At 72.9% G+C, this 19,113-nt stretch carries 17 protein-coding genes; 5 read left to right on the top strand and 12 right to left on the bottom strand.

All coding sequences use genetic code 11. The features are described from left to right. Positions 1–18: 18 nt before the first annotated feature. The 3 genes from AB0L71_RS09085 to AB0L71_RS09075 all read right to left on the bottom strand — a co-directional run bounded on the left by AB0L71_RS09085 (position 19) and on the right by AB0L71_RS09075 (position 3,771). On the bottom strand, positions 19–1,011 hold the full coding sequence (locus tag AB0L71_RS09085; RefSeq protein WP_365239937.1) for a hypothetical protein: 993 nt from the start codon (positions 1,009–1,011) through the stop codon (positions 19–21). Beyond that, positions 1,008–1,814, bottom strand: coding sequence for a hypothetical protein (locus AB0L71_RS09080; protein ID WP_365239935.1), 807 nt, complete (start codon positions 1,812–1,814; stop codon positions 1,008–1,010). The genes AB0L71_RS09085 and AB0L71_RS09080 overlap by 4 nt, the downstream gene beginning before the upstream one ends. A gap of 184 nt (positions 1,815–1,998) precedes the next feature. After that, positions 1,999–3,771, bottom strand: coding sequence for a nitrilase-related carbon-nitrogen hydrolase (locus AB0L71_RS09075; RefSeq protein WP_365239933.1), 1,773 nt, complete (start codon positions 3,769–3,771; stop codon positions 1,999–2,001). Positions 3,772–3,877: 106 nt separating this feature from the next. Between AB0L71_RS09075 and AB0L71_RS09070 the strand changes: the two genes are divergently transcribed. Next, entirely contained in the window at positions 3,878–4,171 is a 294-nt protein-coding gene (locus AB0L71_RS09070) for a Dabb family protein (RefSeq protein ID WP_365239931.1), read from the top strand. Positions 4,172–4,228: 57 nt separating this feature from the next. On the opposite strand, the gene AB0L71_RS09065 is transcribed toward AB0L71_RS09070, so the two are convergent. Beyond that, positions 4,229–5,215, bottom strand: coding sequence for a hypothetical protein (locus tag AB0L71_RS09065; protein WP_365239928.1), 987 nt, complete (start codon positions 5,213–5,215; stop codon positions 4,229–4,231). A 280-nt stretch (positions 5,216–5,495) separates the two neighbouring features. Here AB0L71_RS09065 and AB0L71_RS09060 point away from each other — a divergent pair, with 280 nt between their 5' ends. Then, a complete protein-coding gene (locus AB0L71_RS09060; protein ID WP_365239926.1) occupies positions 5,496–6,407 on the top strand; it encodes a dienelactone hydrolase family protein in 912 nt (303 codons plus the stop codon). A 186-nt stretch (positions 6,408–6,593) separates the two neighbouring features. Here the strand turns inward: AB0L71_RS09060 and AB0L71_RS09055 are convergent, their stop codons facing one another. The 6 genes from AB0L71_RS09055 to AB0L71_RS09030 all read right to left on the bottom strand — a co-directional run bounded on the left by AB0L71_RS09055 (position 6,594) and on the right by AB0L71_RS09030 (position 14,326). Beyond that, complete coding sequence (locus AB0L71_RS09055; RefSeq protein ID WP_365239924.1) at positions 6,594–7,334, bottom strand: class I SAM-dependent methyltransferase; 741 nt, start codon at positions 7,332–7,334, stop codon at positions 6,594–6,596. 100 nt (positions 7,335–7,434) lie between these two features. Next, positions 7,435–8,910 (bottom strand): aldehyde dehydrogenase family protein, encoded by a 1,476-nt coding sequence (locus tag AB0L71_RS09050; protein WP_365239923.1) that lies wholly within the window; start codon positions 8,908–8,910, stop codon positions 7,435–7,437. 36 nt (positions 8,911–8,946) lie between these two features. Further along, complete coding sequence (locus AB0L71_RS09045) at positions 8,947–10,155, bottom strand: NAD(P)/FAD-dependent oxidoreductase (RefSeq protein WP_365239921.1); 1,209 nt, start codon at positions 10,153–10,155, stop codon at positions 8,947–8,949. Further along, entirely contained in the window at positions 10,152–11,657 is a 1,506-nt protein-coding gene (locus AB0L71_RS09040; protein WP_365239919.1) for an aldehyde dehydrogenase, read from the bottom strand. The genes AB0L71_RS09045 and AB0L71_RS09040 overlap by 4 nt, the downstream gene beginning before the upstream one ends. Next, positions 11,654–12,937 carry an acyl-CoA dehydrogenase family protein gene (locus tag AB0L71_RS09035; protein ID WP_365239917.1) on the bottom strand — a complete coding sequence of 428 codons (1,284 nt, stop codon included), beginning with the start codon at positions 12,935–12,937 and terminating at the stop codon, positions 11,654–11,656. The genes AB0L71_RS09040 and AB0L71_RS09035 overlap by 4 nt, the downstream gene beginning before the upstream one ends. Positions 12,938–13,048: 111 nt before the next feature. Continuing rightward, positions 13,049–14,326 carry a flavin reductase gene (locus tag AB0L71_RS09030; protein ID WP_365239915.1) on the bottom strand — a complete coding sequence of 426 codons (1,278 nt, stop codon included), beginning with the start codon at positions 14,324–14,326 and terminating at the stop codon, positions 13,049–13,051. A gap of 237 nt (positions 14,327–14,563) precedes the next feature. Between AB0L71_RS09030 and AB0L71_RS09025 the strand changes: the two genes are divergently transcribed. Next, the gene (locus AB0L71_RS09025) at positions 14,564–15,349 is read left to right on the top strand and encodes an IclR family transcriptional regulator (protein ID WP_365239913.1); all 786 of its coding nucleotides are present in this window, start codon (positions 14,564–14,566) and stop codon (positions 15,347–15,349) included. A 70-nt stretch (positions 15,350–15,419) separates the two neighbouring features. Here AB0L71_RS09025 and AB0L71_RS09020 read toward each other — a convergent pair whose 3' ends face one another. Then, a complete protein-coding gene (locus AB0L71_RS09020) occupies positions 15,420–16,112 on the bottom strand; it encodes a hypothetical protein (protein ID WP_365239911.1) in 693 nt (230 codons plus the stop codon). A gap of 9 nt (positions 16,113–16,121) precedes the next feature. Continuing rightward, positions 16,122–17,138 (bottom strand): hydroxymethylglutaryl-CoA lyase, encoded by a 1,017-nt coding sequence (locus AB0L71_RS09015; protein ID WP_365239909.1) that lies wholly within the window; start codon positions 17,136–17,138, stop codon positions 16,122–16,124. Between the two features lie 64 nt (positions 17,139–17,202). On the opposite strand from AB0L71_RS09015, the gene AB0L71_RS09010 reads away from it, so the two are divergent. Together AB0L71_RS09010 and AB0L71_RS09005 are read left to right on the top strand one after the other, a co-directional pair. Beyond that, positions 17,203–18,396, top strand: coding sequence for a CoA transferase (locus AB0L71_RS09010; protein ID WP_365239906.1), 1,194 nt, complete (start codon positions 17,203–17,205; stop codon positions 18,394–18,396). A gap of 1 nt (position 18,397) precedes the next feature. Continuing rightward, positions 18,398–19,051 carry an isochorismatase family protein gene (locus AB0L71_RS09005; protein WP_365239905.1) on the top strand — a complete coding sequence of 218 codons (654 nt, stop codon included), beginning with the start codon at positions 18,398–18,400 and terminating at the stop codon, positions 19,049–19,051. Positions 19,052–19,113 lie beyond the last annotated feature (62 nt).

The following is a 19,113-nucleotide window of genomic DNA, read 5'->3' as shown; positions in this document are numbered from 1 at the left end:
CGTACGAGGTGGTGTGGGTCAGCGGCGGTGAACAGCGAGCAGTCCGGGGTGCGGAGGACTGAGCAGTTCGTCGAGGCGGCGGCCGGCGGCGGCGTCGTCGCGCAGCCTCGCCACGCAGAACTCGGTGACGAGCCGGCCGAGCAGGGGACGCGGCGCGGTCAGGTCGTCGCCGGTGTCCTCCAGGAAGCCGCGGGCCGTGGTGGGGTCGTGCGGGTGGCAGGCGGTGAAGTGGCCGGCTCCGGCGAGCCGGGCCCATGCGCTGGCGCCGCCGGCGTCGGGCACCGCCTCCTGGAAGGTGCGCAGCACCGGGTCGTGGGCGGCATCGTCGTGGGCGTAGCGATCTGCGCTGGCCGCGATGACGCCGTCGTGCTCACCGGACAGCAGGAGCACCGGCGGGCCCGCTCCTACCGGCAGGACGGTGCCTTCCGGCCAGCCGAGCATGGTGGCGACCAGGGTGTGGGCGCCGTAGGCGAACACCGCCCGTACACCCGGCGTCAGGGCGGCGGACTGGAGGGCGACGGTGCCGCCGGCGGAGTGGCCGCCGAGGGCCACCCGGTCGAGGTCCAGCAGGCCGTCGAGCGGGGGGCGTCGGGCGAGTTCGGCCAGGGCGCCCAGGAGCGCGCCGATCAGGGGGCTCGTGGGACGGGAACCCCAGCCGGCGGGCGAGGCCGCCTCCAGGTCGACGGAGGGGGTGAGGCCGTAGCTGCCGGCGAACAGTTCGCCGACCAGGTCGGCGGTGACGGCGACCAGCCCGGCGCGGGCGAGTTCGACGGCGAGCCAACGGTAGGCGTCCTGGCCGACGTTGATGCCGGGCAGCAGCAGGACCACCGGGTAGGGAGCGCCCGACGGATCGGCGGGCAGCTCGCCGGTCAGTCGCTCGGTGTCCGAGCCGGTGGGGCGGGCCGGGTAGAAGACGCGCAGGTGGGCGGTGTCGAAGGGTTCCTTCAGGCCGGGGACCCGGCACGCCCACCACAGCGCTCGGACCGTCGGGTCCGCCACGGAGTCGGTCATCGGGGCCTCGGCAGTTCGCGGTCGCCGCCCCACAGGCCGCGCACCAGACGGTCGGTCGTCTGCTGGCCGAAGTAGCGCACGCCCATGACGTTGGCGGGGTCGCGTTCGGCGATGTTGCGCCGGGTCGCGAGGTCTGCGGCGGCGAGCGTGTCCCGCTCCTCCTCCGGGACCCTCTCGGCGGCATCGACCCAGCCCAGCCAGCGGTCCACATGGGCGTGGGTGAGCCGGCGCACCAGGCCGATGTGCTCCTCGTCGCGCGGCAGGGAGTAGCAGTACGCGGTGGGCGAGAGGCTCGCCCGGATGAATCCGGCCCGGCTGGTGAACCAGTCCAGCTTCGGGTGGCTGTCGCGGACCTCCAGCCACTCCTCTTCCAGCGGCGCGTAGTAGCGGTCGTAGGCGTCGCCGTCGGCGAGGAGGTTGGTGCGGGGCACCGAGTCCAGGAAGAACCAGCCGCCGGGCCAGCACAGCAGGGCGACGGCGAGGTGGGGGACGCGGATCTGCGGTCCGAGCCACACCGTGAGGTGGAGGTTGGCGAAGCCCTGGGTGGGGTTGCCGAGCCAGGAATGGACCATCCAGTCGACCTCGGGGCCGCTGTAGGCGGCCAGGGAACCGCCGGGACTCTCCGGCGGGTTGCCGTAGGAATCGAGGGCGAGGGTGGAGGGGTCGCGGGTGAGCTCGAAACGCCCGTCGATCTTCGCCTTGAGTTCGGCGAGCAGTTCCTGCCACTGATGGAAGGTCTCGGTGACGTCGGTGACGGGCGCCGTGTCCGTCATGTCCTGCACTGCCTTGAGAGTCTCGCTCATGGCGCTCCTCGGGGATGACTGGGACGGGAGGGTGACGAGGGGCCCGCCGCCCGTCGCGTACGACGTGGACGGGCGGGCGACGGGCCGCCGCGGCGGATGCGAGCGCCGGGTGCCGGGGCGGCGTGCCCCGTGGTGCGGGGCATGTGCCCGGTGGTGCCGGTATCGGGCGCGGGGCGGACGGATGTCAGGTGGTGCGAGACCCAGGGGTGGTGCGGGAGCCGGGCTCCGGAGCGCCCGGGTCCGGGGCGGTGAGGGCGCCGGCCAGCCGCCAGGGCCGGCCGTCGACGAGGTCGGTGCGGCGGGAGACCAGTCGGCGGACCGCCTGGTCGGGGTGGACGGCGGCCAGGGTGAGCGGGCCGTCGGCAGCTGTGGTCAGGGGGTGGCTGATCCGGCCGGTGAAGCCGCCCTCGCGGCTCTGCCAGAGGCCGAAGTCGGCGGGCAGCGCGTGGATCGCTCCCTGGCCGTGTCCCGCTGCGACCACGTTGATCCTGTTCTCGGCGGAGCGTTCGGGCAGGCCGAGGGTGTGTTCCCAGGACTCCGTACCGGTGTGGCAGACAGCCGCGGTGTCCGCGCCGGCGAGCGCGGCCAGCCGGAAGGTTTCCGGGTGGAGTGCGTCGTCCCCCACGACGAGGGCGACGCGGCCCCAAGGGGCGTCGTGCGTCAGGGGCGGGGCGGCCTTCTCGACCGCCCAGCCCGAGTGCCGGGCGCTGGGGTGGAGTTGCGGGACACGCAGCACCGGCCCGTCCGCACCGAGCAGGAAGCCGGTGTGCACCCCGGCCTCGGGAAGGGTGCAGGCGACCAGGGCGCCGGTCCCCCGCAGCGCACCGGCCAGGGCGTCCAGGGCGGCGGCCGTCAGGGAGGGATCCGGGCCGTCGCCGGGGACGACGCCGTCGGGCCAGAGGAAGAGCTCGGGCAGCACGATCAGCCGTGCCCCGTCCCCGGCGGCGCGGCCGACGAGCGCGACCGCGTCGCGGAGCGCGGCCTCACCCCGGCCGGACGGGCGCAGTACCGCGGCGGTGACGCTCCCGGCGCGCTCCGAGGGGAAAGGGGCAGGTGGGCGTGGCTCGTTCGCGATCGGGCCGTAGAGCCAGGGCCGGCGGGCCGCGAACAGGTCGGTGCCGTCGGGGCGCCGCTTGTCGTCGGCGATGCCCGGCTCTATGTCGGCGACCACGACCGTCTCCCCGGTACGGGGAGCCCGGGCCGCCACGCTGCCGTCGGGGCGGACGATCTGACTCTCCCCCGCTCCGTGCAGCGCCTCGGGCGGGACACCGAGGCCCGCGCTCACGGCAGCGAGGTGGCTTTCCGGGATGAGAGGGCCGATCTTGTTGGCGGCCACGACCCAGACCTTGTTCTCGGCGGCGCGTACCGGTATGTGAAGAGATGCCTCGTCGAGGGCGAAGGAGTTGAGGCTGTTGAGCAGTACCTGGGCACCGCGCAGGGCGAGCCCCCGGCACACCTCGTTGATGACCCCCTCCATGCAGGAGTACAGGCCGAACCGGCCGAGCGGGGTGTCGATCACGGGTCCGGCGGTGTCGGCCGGGTCGAGATGGTCGTTCTCGCTGCCCATCAGCGTCTGCTTGTCGGCGCGTGCCAGGAGTGCGCCGTCGGGCCCGAACAGCAGGCTCGCGGCGGTGATCCGCATGCCGTCGTCGCGGTCCGGGGCGACACCCTCGGTGGCGAGGGTGACATGCAGCTTGACGAACATCCCATGCCTCGCGGCGGCTTGCGCGACGGCCGTCAGGAACGGGTCGGCCGGCCGACAGGCCTCGCGCAGTGCGTGGGTGCGGTCGCGGTACCAGGAGAGGTGGTTGCAGAACTCGGGAAGCACGACCAGTTCAGCGCCGCGGGCGGCGGACTCGTCGATCGCGCGCAGTACGGCGGCGAGGTTGGCCTCTCGGTCCTCCCCCACGGCGAACTGGGCCGCGGCCACCCGTACGGAGCCGGCGACGCGGACCATGGCATCCTCCTGTGGTTCCCCTAGCGGAACAGTGTTTCCCAAACATACACTCGCAACCGCCCCCGCGACAGGGGGGATTCCCCGATCGGATACCGGAGGGCCAGCCGTGCTCACCCATGTCGTCCTGATGCGGTTCGCAGACCCGGACGATGCGCCCGAGGCGCGTCGCCGGCTGGCCGAACTCGCCCCGCTGGTCCCGGAGATACGGTCGATCGACCTCGGCCTCGATGTCGTCGGCACAGCGGTGTCCTACCACCTGTGCATGATCACCCGGCATGACGACGAGGCCGGGCTGAGCGCGTATCAGAACCATCCGCGCCATCTTGAGCTCGCGTCCTGGCTGCGTCCGCGCCTGGCGGACCGGGCCGTGGTCGACCATGTGGAGCCGGACGCGGCCTGAGCCGGGGCGAGTACGGCAGGGGTGCCGCGAGCCGGGCTCGCGGCACCCGCTCACGCGTCAGTCGCCACTGCCGGCGAGGGTCTCGATGGTGCCGGCCGCGACGAGCGACTCGTAGGAGGCGCCGCCGGGATAGTAGGTCGCGGTGGTCCTGCCCGAGAAGGCGTCCACCGCCCAGCCGACAGCCAGGGTCTGCAGTGCGGTGACGTTCTTGGCCTGGGAGGTACCGCAGCCCAGCGATCCGACCGTGTCGGTGCTGGCACCCTCGGCGTCCACGTGCGATCCGGTGGTGAGTCGCACACCGACGAAGGACGCGTCGGGGTAGGCCTCCTGGAGCGCGGTGGTACCGGCCGCATCACTGTTGCACAGGTAGGGCGGCGAGGAGATCGTGCGCACCCGGAGCGAGGTGGCCGACAGCCCGGCCAGTGACGCCTCGGTGTTGTCACCGATCACGGACTTCACCGGATCGAGCAGCACGAGGCCCTTGAGGCGGGCGAACGTGGTCGGTGCGGCGCTGTGCAGCCGCTGGGCGACGTACTCCACGGCCTCACCGCCGGCGGAGTGGCCGGAGAACAGCAACGAGGAGGGCAGCGGCGTGCCGCTGCGGCCCGCCTTCGCCGCGGCGCGCGCATAGCTGGTCGCGAGGGCGCCGGACGAGTCGTCGGCCCCGCTGAACCAGGTGGCCACGTTGTTCAGGAACGGCTTGTTGTTGCCGAGGTTCTGCAGGGTGCAGCCGAAGATGTCGGCGCTGGGCAGGCTCGGGACGAACACCAGGTAGCCGGCGGCCGCGTAGTGGGTGGCGAGGTCCGCCATGTTGCCGCCGGAGCGGGCGAATCCGTGCTGGAGCCAGATCAGGCCCTTGGGGGTGCCGGACGGGAAGTACCAGTCCGCGTCCGGGTGGTAGGTGAAGGCGGCACAGGGGACGTCGACGGTGGTCGATGCCGAGGTGACGGCCTGGTCCGCCTGGGCGGACGAGGGGACGGCGAGAGCCGACAGGGCCGCCGCGACAGCGGGAACGAGGATTCTCAGGCGGGACAGCACACGCATGGAGACCTCCGAGTACGGGGCGGCCGCCGTTTCCACTGTAGAAACACCGTTCCGCTCCCGATGATGAGGGAGATGACAGCGAAGACTCTGACGCACTGTCAAGAGGACACCCCCGCAAGGCCTTCCCCTCGATGTGCCCGGTGCGCGCCATTCGCGACGTCAGGCAATCCAAAAGTTTCACCGCTTACGGTCGACCCTCTGGCGCCCGCGTCCCTCTGAGTGGAACTCTGTTTCCCACCAAGGAACACCCCCCGTGTTCCCTCCCCTCATCGGAGAGTCCGTGAGAAACCGAAGAGCACGTCTCCTGATCCCGCTGCTGGCCCTGGTCGCCGCTCTGTTCGCGGTTCCCGCCCCGGCATCCGCGTCCACGGCGACCACCGTCGCCATGTACCAGACGTCCTACGGCGGTGACGACGCCGACATCTACTACCCGTCCGGCGCCTCCGACCTGCCGGTGGCGCTGCTGCTCCAGGGCGCGAAGGTCGACCGCTCGTACTACGCCCAGTACGCCTCCGCGATCGCCGCGCAGGGCTTCGTGGTCGTCGTGCCCAACCACTACCGCCTGATGTTCGTCGAGACCGAGCGCTACGCGGCGGAGCACCAGGTGACCAGGACGGTCACCTGGATGAAGGACGAGAAGTACAACTCCTCCTCGCCGCTGTACAAGCGCATCGACAGCGGCAAGTTGGTGCTGCTCGGGCACTCCTTCGGCGGGGCCGCCGGGCTTGCCGCGGCCGAGGACACGTGCAGCCTGGTCTTCTGCCCCGCGCTGAGCTTCAGCCTGCCGAGCCAGGTCAAGGCCGCGTCCTTCTACGGCACCAACAACGGTTTCCTCGGCATCTTCGCCGACATCGACAACAAGGTGCCGGTGCAGCTGGTGCAGGGCACCGCGGACGGCATCGCGCCACAGTCCGACGCCGAGAAGACCTACAGCCACCTGCTGAACACGCCTCGGCAGATCGTGCGGGTGGCGGGCGTCAACCACTACGGCATCACGGACGTGCAGAGCCCGTCGCCTGCCGAGAGCGAGACCTCCGCGCAGTCCCTGACACAGAGCGAGAGCATCGAGGTCGCCGCGCGATGGGCCGGTCGCTTCCTGCTGGCCCAGCTCGGTGACGCGGGCGCGGCCGACTACGTGTGGAACATCGGCGACGCCTCCGACCCGGGCGTGACGGTCACCGGCGCACCCTGATCGATGTCCCCGGTGCCGGGCGGGTGGCCCGTCCCGGCACCGGGGACATCGCCCTGCACCGGGACCGCCGGGGAACGTCCGCCGCGAGAACTCGGCTTCGCCTCGGGACATGACCTGCCGGCGGTCCGAAATCCCCACAGGATTCCGGGATGGGTACGGCTCGCACGGACAACCAGCGGGCCGGCCTCAGGCCGGCTTGCGCCATACGGAGATGTGCTGCGTGGAGTCCTGGGTGAACGGCGTCCCGTCCCAGTCCTCGACGCGACGTTCCAGTTCGAGTCCGGCGATCCGTGCCATCAGGTCGAGTTCCGCCGGCCAGGCGTACCGGTGCCGGGAGCTGCCGCGGCGGTAGCGGCCGTTGTCGCCCTCGCGGGTGAAGTGGTGCGAGACGAGAACCTGCTCGACCAGGTCGAAGGTGTCGAAGCCGAGATGCTGTTCGGCAAGGTCGAACGGCACCGCGACCTGGCCGGGCGGCAGGAACCGCAGGGGCGGAATGCCCAGCTCGATGACGAACCGGCCGCCGGGCTCCAGATGACGTGCGGCGTTGCGGAAGCACTCGACCTGCTCGTCCTGCGTGAGCAGGTTCGTGATGGTGTTGTAGACGAGATAGACCAGGCTGAACTCGCCGGGAACGACGGTGGTGGCCATGTCCCCGAGGGCCACGGGCAGCGTGTCCTCGTCGGTCTTGCGCCGGAGCACCGCCGCCATGTGCGCGGACAGTTCGATGCCCACGACCGGCACGCCGCGTTCCCGGAGCGGGACGCCCACGCGGCCGGTCCCGATGGCGAACTCCAGGGCCCGGCCATCTCCGGCAAGCTCGGCGAGGAAGGCGAGAGTCGGTCCGAGAGCGGCTGCGGAGGACCTTTCGGTCTCCTGCGCGTCGTAGCGTTCGGCGGCCTGGCGGCCCCACAGTTCACTGCTCGTCATGGGCGGCAAGTTTGCCCCGTACGAGGGGACGCTGTCGACGCATTTATCCACCGCCGGATTCCGCTGTCACCACGCATGGGGCGAGCGTCCGGCGCCGCGATCACGCCCCGGCTTCCGCGGCCCCCGGCACCGGATAGGCGCCCGGCGCCATGCCGCCGCCGCCCGGGCGGAAGGCCGCGGGGGCGTGCACCACGCACGGTTGCGTGTACTCGGCCAGTCCTTCCGCGCCGTACTCGCGGCCGTGACCGCTGCGTTTGACGCCACCGAAGGGGGCCCGCAGGGACATGCCGGTGCGGTTGTGGGTGTTGACGAAGCAGAAGCCGGCGTCCAGCCGGTCGGCGAACGCGAACGCGCGGTCCTCGTCGGCGCTCCACACCGACGCGCCCAGGCCCAGTTCGCCGGCGTTGGCCCGGTCGACCACCTCGTCCTCGCGGTCGTAGGGCAGCACCGGGACCAGGGGGCCGAACTGCTCCTCGCGGACCACCGGGGCGTCGTCGCCGAGACCGGTGAGCAGGCGTGGGGCGACGAAGTGGCCGGCCGACAGGTCGGTGTCCGGGCAGACCGTGCCGAGCGGTGTGGCCCGGGCGCCGCGGCGCAGCGCGTCGTCGGTGAGCGCGGTGAGCCGTTCGGCGGCCGACGCGGTGATGACCGGGCCCACGGTCACCCCGGGGTGCAGCGCGTCGCCGAGCCGGACGACCCGGTCGGCCGCCGTGGTGAAGGCGGCGGTGAAGCGGTCGTGCGCGCGCCGGGGGACGTAGACGCGTTTCACCGCCATGCACACCTGTCCGGCGGTGGCCAGGCAGGCCATCACCAGCCGGTCCATGGCCTCGTCGGTGAGCGCCGCATCGTCCAGCAGGATCGCCGGGTCGTTGCCGCCCAGTTCCATGGTCGTCGGGGTGAGCGCCGCCGCGGCGAGCGCGCCGACCGCGCGGCCGGCCCGTTCCCCGCCGGTGAACGCCACCTTGAACACGCCGGGATCGCCCACCAGGGCGGCGGCGGTCGCCTCGTGGCCGTGCAGGACGTGCAGCAGGCCCGGTGGGAAGCAGTCGGACAGGGCCCGCAGCAGGCCGTCCAGGGCCAGCGGGGCCAGCGGGGAGGGCTTGACCAGCAGGGCGTTCCCGGCTGCCAGGGCGGGGGCGAGTTTGAGCACGGTGAGCACCACCGGCGCGTTCCACGGGGTGAGCGCCGCGACCGGGCCGTAGGGGCGTCTGCGCACCCTCAGGCGGCCCTGCCCGTCGTCCACCTCATGGTCGGCGAGCAGCTCCGGGGCAGTATCCGCGTACCAGCGCAGTACGGCCGCGGAGAAGGCCAGCTCACCCCGGCAGTCGGCAAGGGGCTTGCCGGACTCACGGGCCAGCAGGACGGCCGCGTCGGCGGCCCGGCGTTCCAGATCGGCGGCGGCGCCGCGCAGCGCCTCGGCGCGCGCGGCGGCGGGTTCCGCCGCCCAGGACCGGGCGGCCGGACCGGCCGTGGCCACCGACCGCCGGACGTCGGCGTCCCGCGCGAGCGGGACCGAGCCGACCAGTTCGGCTGATCGGGAAGGATTATGACGGTGGATCAGTTCGTGGTCGGCCACGGGCTCAGCTCTCCTCGGGCGGGCGCCGCGCACCGCTCAGGAGACGGGGCGCAGCGAGGCGATCATCGAGCTGCGCAGCAGGGCGCTGCGCGCACGGGTGGGATCCGCGGCGGTGGCACGCAGTTCGGCCAGCAGTGACGCACGGGCCTCGGGGTCGCGGACCCGTAGCCGTTCCCAGTTGCGGTGGGTCTGCGCGCCGACGTAGGTGAGGGCGCAGGCCCGGCGGTCCTCGGCGGCCGCGTCGAGCGCGGCGTTTGCACCGGGCTCGCCGTTGACCAGCGCCGCCAGGGCGGCGCCGAGGAGGACCGCGTCGTGGATGCCGCTGTTCATGCCCATGCCGCCGAGCGGGTTGTTGACGTGGGCGGCGTCGCCGCACAGCAGCACCCGGCCCTGCCGGAAGCCGGCGGCGACCCGTTGGTGCACCCGGTAGAGGCTGGCGTGCGCGACCCGCCAGTGACGGTCCGCGCCCATGTCGGCCCGGAGCTGCGCCAACCGTTGCTCCAGACGGGCCAGTTCGGACTCGTCCGAGGTGCCCTCGGGGGTGGGCAGGAGGATCCGCCAGTGGTCCGGGGTGCGCAGCAGCACGAGCCACTCGTCGGGGTCCATCACATAGGCGATCGGCGCCAGGTCGGGCAGTTCGTCGGTGAGGTCCTCGTCGAGGGAGGCGACGAGGAAGCGTTCGGGGTAGGTCATGCCGTCGAAGCCGACGCCCAGCGAGCGTCGTACGGCGGAGTGGGCCCCGTCGGCGGCCACCAGGTGGCTGCCACGCACGGTCCGGCCGTCGTCGAGGACGGCGGTGACCGAGGCTTCGTCCTGGCGGACTTCGGCCACCCGGCATCCGAAGCGCACCTCGGTTCCGGGAAGTTCGGCCAGCGCGCGGGCCAGCAGGGGTGTCAGTTTGCTCTGTTCGCACTGCACCCGGTACGGGTACGGAGTGTCGTCGCCGAGGACGGCGAGGTCGAGTTCGGCGACCGGTCCGGTGCGGCGGTCGCGGTACTGGAAGGTGCGGGCGATCAGTCCCCGGGACAGCAGCTGCTCGACCACGCCGAGACCGTCCAGCATCTCCAGGGTCGGCGGGTGGAAGGTCGAGGCCCGGGACTCGGCGGCGAGTTCGGCGCCCGCCTCCAGGACGGTGACGGGTACTCCGGCGCGAGCCAGCACCAGCGCGGCGCTGAGCCCGACCGGGCCGGCGCCTGCCACGAGTACCGGCGCGGCGGGGGCCGCCCGTCCGGCCGGGGCGCTCATCGAGTGCCTCCGTCGGGTCCGGTGGCGGTGTGCAGGGCGAAGCCTCCCTCGACGCCGGTGACCCGGCTCCCGGTGAAGTGCAGCATGGTCTCGTCGGTGCCCTCGTCGACCAGGCCGGACAGGCCCCAGGCGGGGCGGGGGGTGTCCATGTGGAGGCTGAGCACCGAGGAGCCGTTGACCTTGACCTCCCCGGCCCGGATCCGGGCGGCCGCGGCGAGGGCGGCCTCCTCGTCCTGTCCGGTGACGTAGGCCTCCAGGCCGTAGCCGGTGGCGTTCGCCAGGGCGATGGCCTCGTCGAGGTCCTCGTAGGGGTGGACGGTCGCCACCGGGCCGAAGATCTCCTCCCTGGCGTGTTCCTCGGGGGCGCCGGTGAGCAGCAGCGGGGCCAGCCAGTTGCCCTGGTCCGGGACCGGGGTGAAGGCGTGTTCCTTGGCGCCGCGGCGGGTGAGCGCGGCGACCGCGGCGCGGGCCGAGTCCCGGTGCCGGGCGTGGGCGAGCGGCCCGTATCCGGTCGCGGGGTCGAGCGGGTCCCCGGTCCGCAACCCGGCCAGCACCTCGCCGATGGCATCGACGAGTTCGGCCTGGCGGGCGGCCGGCACGACGAGGCGCCCGAGGGCGCGGCACCACTGGCCGTTGAGGGTGGTGAGCAGTTCGGCGGCGATCCGCGCGGCGGTGGCGGTGTCGGCGTCTTCCATGACCACCAGGGCGTTGTTGCCGCCCAGTTCGAGCTGCGCGGGTTTCAGGGCGTGTCCGCAGGCGGCGCCGACTTCACGTCCGGCTGCGGTGCCGCCGGTGAAGGAGACCGCGCGCACCCGGTCGTCGGCGACCAGCCGGGCGCCGATGGCGGCGTCGCCGTGCAGGAGCTGCAGCACGGCGGGCGGCGCGCCGGCGCCGGTGAGCCCCGCGGTTGCGGCCTCCACCAGCAGCTGGGTTCCGTAGGGGTTGATCTCCGGGGCCTTCACCAGCACGGGGCAGCCGGCCGCCAGAGCGGAGGCCGCCTTGTGGGCGGCCATCGGGGCAGGTGCGTTGTAGGGGACGACGCACAGGGCGGGGCCGAGCGCCTCCCGCCGCACGGTGACGGTGCGGCCGTCGGGGCGGGTGGCGGTGGTGCGCAGCACCGAGTCCCGCAGCCGGGCGGCGGCCAGCCGGAAGGCGCCGCCGAGGATGACACCCAGGACCGCGGTCTGGGTGTGCGGCACCCCGCTGCCGAAGGAATCGGCCAGGGTGATGTCCCCGGCGCGGGCCTCCACCGCGTCGGCGGCCGCGTCGAGGGCGTCGGCCCGGTCGGCGTCGGGCAGCGTGGCCCAGACGCCGGATCGGTGCACCCGGTCCGCGGCGTCCAGGGCGGCGTCCGCCCGGGTGTCGGTGCTGGCGCGCACCGGGTCGAGGTCCTCGCCGGTGAAGGGGTTCTGCCGGTGCGGGCCGCCCGGCAGCGGCGGGCAGTCCCCCGGTCGTCCGTCGACGAGGTCGGCGACCGGCCCGGGGACGAAGGACGTGGTCATCGACCGCTCTCCACCGTCGCGAACAGTGCGTTGGCCCGGTCGTCGGAGGCCATCTTGGCGGCCTCCAGGCGTCCGCGCTCCGCGGGGAAGGTCATCACCAGTCCCATGGCGAGGTCGCGCAGGGTCCGGCCGATGAGCCCGTCGAGGGTGGCCCCGGAGGTGCCGCACGCCTTGAGCGCGCCGAGCGCCACGTCGAAGCACGCCTCGGTGACGGAACCCTTGCCCAGCCGCCATTGCCGGAACACCTCCGGCTTGGGCCGCAACGGCGGCTCGGAGGTCTCCAGTTCGAGCTGGCGGCGCAGCCAGAGGTACGCGGTCTCCAGACGTTGTGTCATGTCGCCGATCAGTACCTGGTGCATGGGGCTGGAGGCAATGGGGCGTCCGGTGTCGGCGAAGGTCTTGCTGGTGAGGCGGTCCAGGGCGTGGTCGTAGACCGCCTGGGCGGCGCCCGTGTACACGGCGGCGATGGCGAGCTGGTTGCCGACGAAGCTGCCCCGGCTGACCTGGAGCATCCGGGTGAAGGCGCCGGGAACGGTCAGCGCGTCGTCGTCCGTCACGATCACACCGTCGAGGCGGATGCCGTGATTGGCGCTGCCGCGCATGCCGATGCCGTTCCACGGCCGGCGGGAGGACACGCCGGGCGCCTCGCGCGGCACGAGGAAGAGGGCGAGTCCGTCCACGCCGTCCACCCCGTCCAGGCGGGCGGTGACGAGGTAGACGTCGGCGACGCCGGTGGCGCAGCCGAAGGACTTCTCGCCGTCGAGCCGCCAGCCGCCCTCGGTGCGGCGGGCCGTGGTGGCGATGGAGATGTTGGCTCCGGAGCTCTTGACCGACTCGCTGGCGAAGTTGCCCAGCCACTGTCCGCCGGACATCACCTTCAGCACCCGCTCGGCAAACGCGGTGACCTCGGGGATCTCGCCTTCGTCGAACAGACCCGCGCGGATCGCCTCCAGGGGCAGCAGGCCGCGCGAGGCACTGGTGTTGTGGAAGAAGAAGGCGAGCGCGGTGGACGGACAGGCGGTGCCCATGGCGTAGGTGGCTGCCGCGAGGTCGCGCAGTCCGCCGCCGAGGCCGCCGTACTCCTCGGGTACCACCAGGCCCAGCAGGCCGGCCTCCCTGAGCAGGCCGACGTGACCGTGCGGGAACTCCCCGGCGGCGTCGGCCCCGGCTGCGGCGTCGCGCAGGGCGGGCAGCACGGACTCGACGCGTCGGGCCCGGTCCTTCTCCTCGGGGGTCATGTCATCGATGAGTTGCTCGCCTGTCAGGCGTGATGCTGTCATGCGTCGGCTCCTCGGCGCGTGCGGAAGGGTGGGCGGGGGACAGTGGTGCGGGGTGGAGCGGTGTACGGTCCGGGCGTCGGCGGAGTCCGGTGGGCGGGCCACAGGCGCCGGTCAGGCGGGCCTGCGGGGCCGTGCGCGCCGCACGAGGCGGCTCAGCTCGGCCCGGCACTCGGCGAGCGGACCGGATTCGACGGGCACGCCGACGCCCATGCGGGAGCACAGCAGCAGCAGTCGCTCGGTGTCCAGCGTGCCGTCGCAGCCCGCGAGGGCGGTGTCGAAGTGGCGGACGCCGCTCTTCATCGCGGTGAGCGCGTTGACCAGTCCGAGACCGTGGTCGTCGCGCAGGCACAGCCGGAGCGGGACCACGCCGGCCAGTTGGACGGCGTCCTGGAGCAGCAGTCTCAGGTGCAGCGGCGAGCTCTGCTCGGGCGAGGCATCGGCCCCGGCGTCCACGGCCTCGTCCAGGGCGATCTCGTCGCAGCCGACCGCGCGCAGGGCCGCCACGAGGTCCAGCACGCGGGGAGCCCGCGAGGGGTTCAGGGCGTCGGGGATCCGTCCGACGACGGTGGCCGATCCGGCCAGCGGGGACAGCAGGGCGGGCACGTCGGCGAGGGGCACTCCGGGGCCTGCCGGCGGGTCGGCCACCGTGAACTCGACAGCGGTGGCTCCCGCGGCCACCGCCGCGGCAGCCTCCTCGGGGCCGGACACCAGGGCCGACACCGGCAGCGGGCGGCCGTCGACCGCCCGCGCGGCCGGGGGCCGGCCACCCGGCTGCCGGACCCGCACCCCGGCGAGGGAGAGCGTGTCCAGCAGCCGGGCGCTGGGCCGGCGGGCCGCCGCACGCAGTGCGAGGTGCCCGGCCGTACCCACGTCGGCGACCGTGACCGCTTCAGGGAGCGGATCGGCGACCTGGCCCCAGGCGCGGGAGTGGAAGAGCAGCGGTGAGACCAGCCGGGGCACCCGTGCGTCGAGCACCTCTCCGACGAAGATGGTGTGGTCCCCGCCCGGGTAGGCGTGCCGGACCTTGCAGTCGACCCAGGCCGCGGCGTCCGCGAGGACCGGGCTGCCGGTGACGCGGGTCTCCCAACCGGCGTCCGCGAAGCGGTCCTTGACGCCCGGCTCCATGCCGGCGAACCGCCGGCCCAGGGCTATGTGGTCGCGGCCGAGCACGCTGACCGCGAAGACACCGTGCTCCTCGATCAGGTGATGGGAACGGATCCTCCGGTCCATGCAGACCAGGACCAGGGGCGGGTCGAGGCTCAGGCTGCAGAAGGAACTGGCGGTCATGCCGTGGCGGCCGAGGGCCCCATCGGTCGTGACGATCGCCACGCCACTGGGCCAACGTGCCAGCGTCTGCCGGAACGTTGACTCGTCGACGGCGGCTCGCATGGCGCCTCCCGGCAGTGTGTTCGATGAGGTACGCATCCCGAGCGGGTATTCACCGTTGTTTCCTCTAGCGGAACGGTGTCACGATGAGCGTAACGACGGCCCTTATTCGGTGTCAATGCCGAACGGTGACGCTCGGGCGACTGCGTTTCCCTTGGGGAAATCCCGGCCGTATGCTGGGCATGGTCGCGGAGTTGCCCCGACCGGCCCCCAACGGCCCGGCACCGCAGAAGGAAGAGTGTGAGCGAGGAGAACAGCAGCAGGTCGATCGCCGCCGTCGAGCGAGCCATGGACGTACTCCTGCTCTTCGGCCGCAGCGGCCGGGCGGATCTCGGCGTCACCGAGATCGCGCAGGAACTCGACATCACCAAGGCGGTGGTGCACCGCATCCTCACCGCCCTGCGCAACCGCGACCTGATCATGGCCGATCCGGTGACGCGGCGTTACGCCCTCGGCCCGGCCGCCATCTCGCTGGGCCGCGCCTACCTGGCCCGGACCGACCTGCGCACCATGGCGGCCCCGGAGCTGCGGCGACTGGCCGCTCAGTGCGGCGAGACGGCGACGCTGTCCATCCGGCGCGGCGACACCCGCCTCTACGTCGACCAGGTCGTCCCGCAGCAGGAACTGCGCATCGAGGTGGCACTCGGCATCCCCTACCCGCTGCACGCGGGAAGCTCCTCCAAGGCCGTGCTCGCCTTCATGCCCGAGCCCGAGATCGACGAGTACCTGAGCCGGCACGAACTGGAACCGCTCACCGAACGGACCGTCACCGACCCTGCCAAGCTGCGCAAGGAACTCACGACGATCCGGCGCCGCGGCTACGCCACGTCGGTCGGGGAACGCGAGAGCGGGTCGGCCTCGATCGCGGCGCCGGTGCTCGGCCACGACGGACACGTGGTGGCCGCGCTGAGCGTGGCCGGTCCACTGTCCCGCTTCAAGCCCCGCATGGCCGACTGCATTCCGCTGCTGATGGCCGCTGCGGAACGCGTCTCCGCCGAGTTCGGGCACCGGCCCGGCACCACCTGATTCTCCGGCCGCCGGCCCGGGCGCTCCCGGGCCGCGTGGGCACCCGACCCCCGTACGGGTGCCCACGCGGTCACAGCGACGCGCCCGGCTTGAGCACCCCCAGGGCCGCCGCCGCGAGCACGCAGCTCCAGATCCCCAGGACGTACGGCACACAGCCGTTGACCGCTCGACGCAGGGCGTCCTCCGTGGCGGGAGTGGACCCGTCCTTGGCCAGAGCGGCGAAGGCCGCACCGAAGGGCCGCAGGGTCAGACGGATGCCGAGGCCGCAGGCGATGGCCGTGGCATAGAGCATCACCTTGCCGCCGAGCCAGTGCGGACGGGTGGTGACGCCGAACGGCTCGGCGGCGAAGAGTGTGTAGGCGCCCACGCCGAGCAGGACCGCCGTCAGCCCGATGCGTATGACCCAGTCGGCGCGGCGCACCAGCGGATACCGGCCGGGGTGATGGTGGTCGGACACCGTCAGCCACAGCCAGCACGCCGCGGCGGCCCAAGCGGCCGCGGCGGTCCACCCGTTCAGCAGGGAGGCGCCGTGCGGGTCGAGGGCCATCAGCGTCACCCCGCTGGGCAGGAAGAGCACCAGACAGATCTTCGGCCCCAAATCCAGCACACCCATGATGCGCAGGGCGGTCAAACGCGCCTCGAAGGTCAGGTCGGAGGCCAGGACATAGCGGCTGGAGACGTAGACACCGAGGTCGCCGCCGAGCCAGAACACGAACAGCACCACATGCAGCAGGATCCACCAGCCGTGCGGATGAGCACCCATGACTGTTCCTCAGTTTCCTTCAGTGGCTGGCAAGTCCGCGGCGGAAGGGACAGACTTCGGCGGCGGCACGGTTCGGTCCTCCGACGCGGCGGTGTCCGGTCGCGAGGCGGGCGGGAAACCGCCGGCCCGGCCGAGCAGTGCGGGCACCGGGTTGCCCAGGCGGTCGCCGAGCCCGCGGCCGATGTCGGCGGCAGCCTCCAGATCGATGCCGGTGCGCACCCGCATGCGCTCCATCAGATAGACGAGATCCTCGGTGGCGATGTTGCCGGTGGCGGCCGGGGCGAACGGGCAGCCCCCGATGCCGCCGAGCGACGCGTCCAGCCAGGTCGCCCCGGCGTGCAGGGCGGCCACGGCGTTGGCGTAGCCGGTGTTACGGGAGTTGTGGAAGTGGCACCGCAGCCCGGCGCCCGGAGCGGCTGCGGCGACCCCGTGCAGCAGGCGGGTCACCGCGTCCGGGGCCGCGACACCGATGGTGTCGGCGAGCACCACCTCCGTGGCGCCCGTCAGCGCGCCGCGCCGGGCGATTTCCACCACGTGCTCCTCGGGCGTCTCGCCCTCGAAGGGGCAGCCGAAGGCCGCGGCGATGGTCAACGAGGGCGCCACACCGGCCGCATGGGCCCGGGCGGCGACGGCCTCCCATGCGGTGAAGGCGTCCTCGGTGCCCACACCCTGGTTGCGGCGGCAGAAGGTGTCGCTCGCCACCACGACGCAGTTCACCTCGTCCACACCGCTGTCCAACGCGCGTTCCAGCCCGCGCAGGTTGAGCACCAGACCGGAGTAGCGCACTGCCTCGGAGCGAGGAACCAGCGCCATCACCTCCTCGGCGCCCGCCATCTGCGGCACCCGGCCGGGGTGGACGAACGCCACCGCCTCCACGCGCCGCGCACCGGCGGCGACGGCGCGGGCGATCAGTTCGGCGCGCTCGGCGGGAGTCAGGATCTCGGACTCGTTCTGCAGCCCGTCACGCGGGGCGACTTCGACGATACCGACGGCGGACGGGGCCGTCGTCGCGGATGTGCTCTCCATGACCGACATTCTGCCTGCCCGGTTCCTCTGGCGGAACAGCGTTTCCCAAATCTACACTCGGCTCATGACTGGACCCCTCTCCGATGTCCGTGTGGTGGAGACCGGCACCTTGCTGGCCGGCCCGTTCTGCGGTCAGTTGCTCGGCGACCACGGCGCCGAGATTGTCAAGCTCGAAGACCCCGGCCGGGGCGACCCGATGCGCCAGTGGGGCCGGGAACGCCCCTATGGCACGTCGCTGTGGTGGCCGGTGGTCGCCCGTAACAAGAAATCCGTCACCTGCAACCTCCGCCATCCCGAAGGCCAGCGCCTGGCACGTGAGTTGATCGCCACCGCGGATGTACTGGTGGAGAACTTCCGCCCCGGGACCCTGGAGCGCTGGGGGCTGGACTACCCGACCCTCTCCGCCCTCAACCCCCGCCTGATCCTGGTCCGCGTCACGGGCTACGGCCAGACCGGCCCCTACGCCCCCCGGGCGGGCTTCGGCTCCATCGGCGAGGCGATGGGCGGCATCCGGCACATCACCGGGGAGCCCGACCGGGCCCCGTCCCGCACCGGCATCTCACTCGGCGACGCGCTGGCCGGCACGATGGCCGCCTACGGGGCGACGATGGCCCTGCACGCCCGGGAACGCACCGGGCGCGGCCAGGTCGTCGACTCCGCGCTGTACGAGGCGGTGCTGGCGTACATGGAGTCGCTGATCCCGGAGTGGGAGATCGGCGGATACCGGCGGGAGCGCACCGGCGCGGTCCTCCCCAACGTGGCGCCCAGCAACGTCTATCCGACGGCCGACGGCGCCGACGTGCTGATCGCCGCGAACCAGGACACCGTCTTCGCCCGCCTCACCGAGGTGATGGGACGTCAGGATCTGGCGGCGGACGAGCGGTACGCCACGCACGGTGCGCGCGGCGCGCACCAGCCGGAGCTGGACGCGGTGATCGCCGAGTGGACCGGGCGCCAGAAGGCCGAGACCCTGCTGGCGGCACTGCACGAGGCGGGGGTCCCGGCCGGGCGGACATACACGGCCGAGGACATGCTGAGCGACCCGCACTTCGCCGCGCGCGAGGCCATCGTCCGGCTGCCGCACCCCGACTTCGGGGAGATCCCCATGCAGAACGTGGTCCCCCGGCTGTCCGACACACCAGGCGAGGTGCGCTGGGCGGGGCCCGCGCTGGGCGCGCACAACGAGGAGATCTGGGGCGGCGTCCTCGGCCTCGACGAGGCCGAACGCGCCCGGCTCGCCGCGGACGGAGTGATCTGAGGTGGCCGGCCGGCTCGCCGGCGACTACGCGGCGGCCGGTTTCGGCCGCCGCGTGGGCTGGGGCGAACGCCCCGCGGTCCTGCTCGTCGACGCGGTCCGCGCCTATGCCGACCCGGGCTCGCGGCTGTGGCTCGAGACGGCCGGAGCCGCCCTGGCGGCCATGGCGGCGCTGGCGTCGGCGGCCCGCGCTGCCGGGGTGCCGGTGGTCTTCACCGCCGTCCACTACGACGGCGACCCGGCCGCGGACGCACCGCACTTCCACCGCAAGGTGCCGGGCCTGGACGCCTTCCGGGCGGACAGTCCGTACGCGGACTTCACCGACGTCTGCCGGCCCGAGAAAGGCGACCTGCTGGTGCGCAAGCACTACCCGAGCGCCTTCTTCGGCACCGGTCTGGACCGCGAGCTCAGCGAACTCGGGGTGGACACCGTGGTCGTCGGCGGCTTCTCCACCAGCGGGTGCGTACGGGCCAGCACGCTGGACGCGCTCCAGTACGGGTTCCGGCCCCAGGTGGTGCGGGAGGCCGCGGCCGACCGGGATGCGGAACCGCACGAGGCCAATCTCTTCGACCTGGACTCCAAGTACGCCGACGTGATCGCGCTGGACGACGCCCTCGCCCGACTCTCGGCGCACAACCCCGGACCCGCCCCGGGCTGACGGCTCGGGGCGGCCGTACCGCCGGGTGCGTGCCGGCCCGTGCAGGCCGTACTCCGGCGACG

Origin of the sequence: Streptomyces sp. NPDC052052 (assembly GCF_040680455.1) — a bacterium.
Lineage (GTDB): Bacteria > Actinomycetota > Actinomycetes > Streptomycetales > Streptomycetaceae > Streptomyces.
Note: the sequence above shows the minus strand (reverse complement) of the source record. Positions and strands in the feature narration are given on the sequence as shown.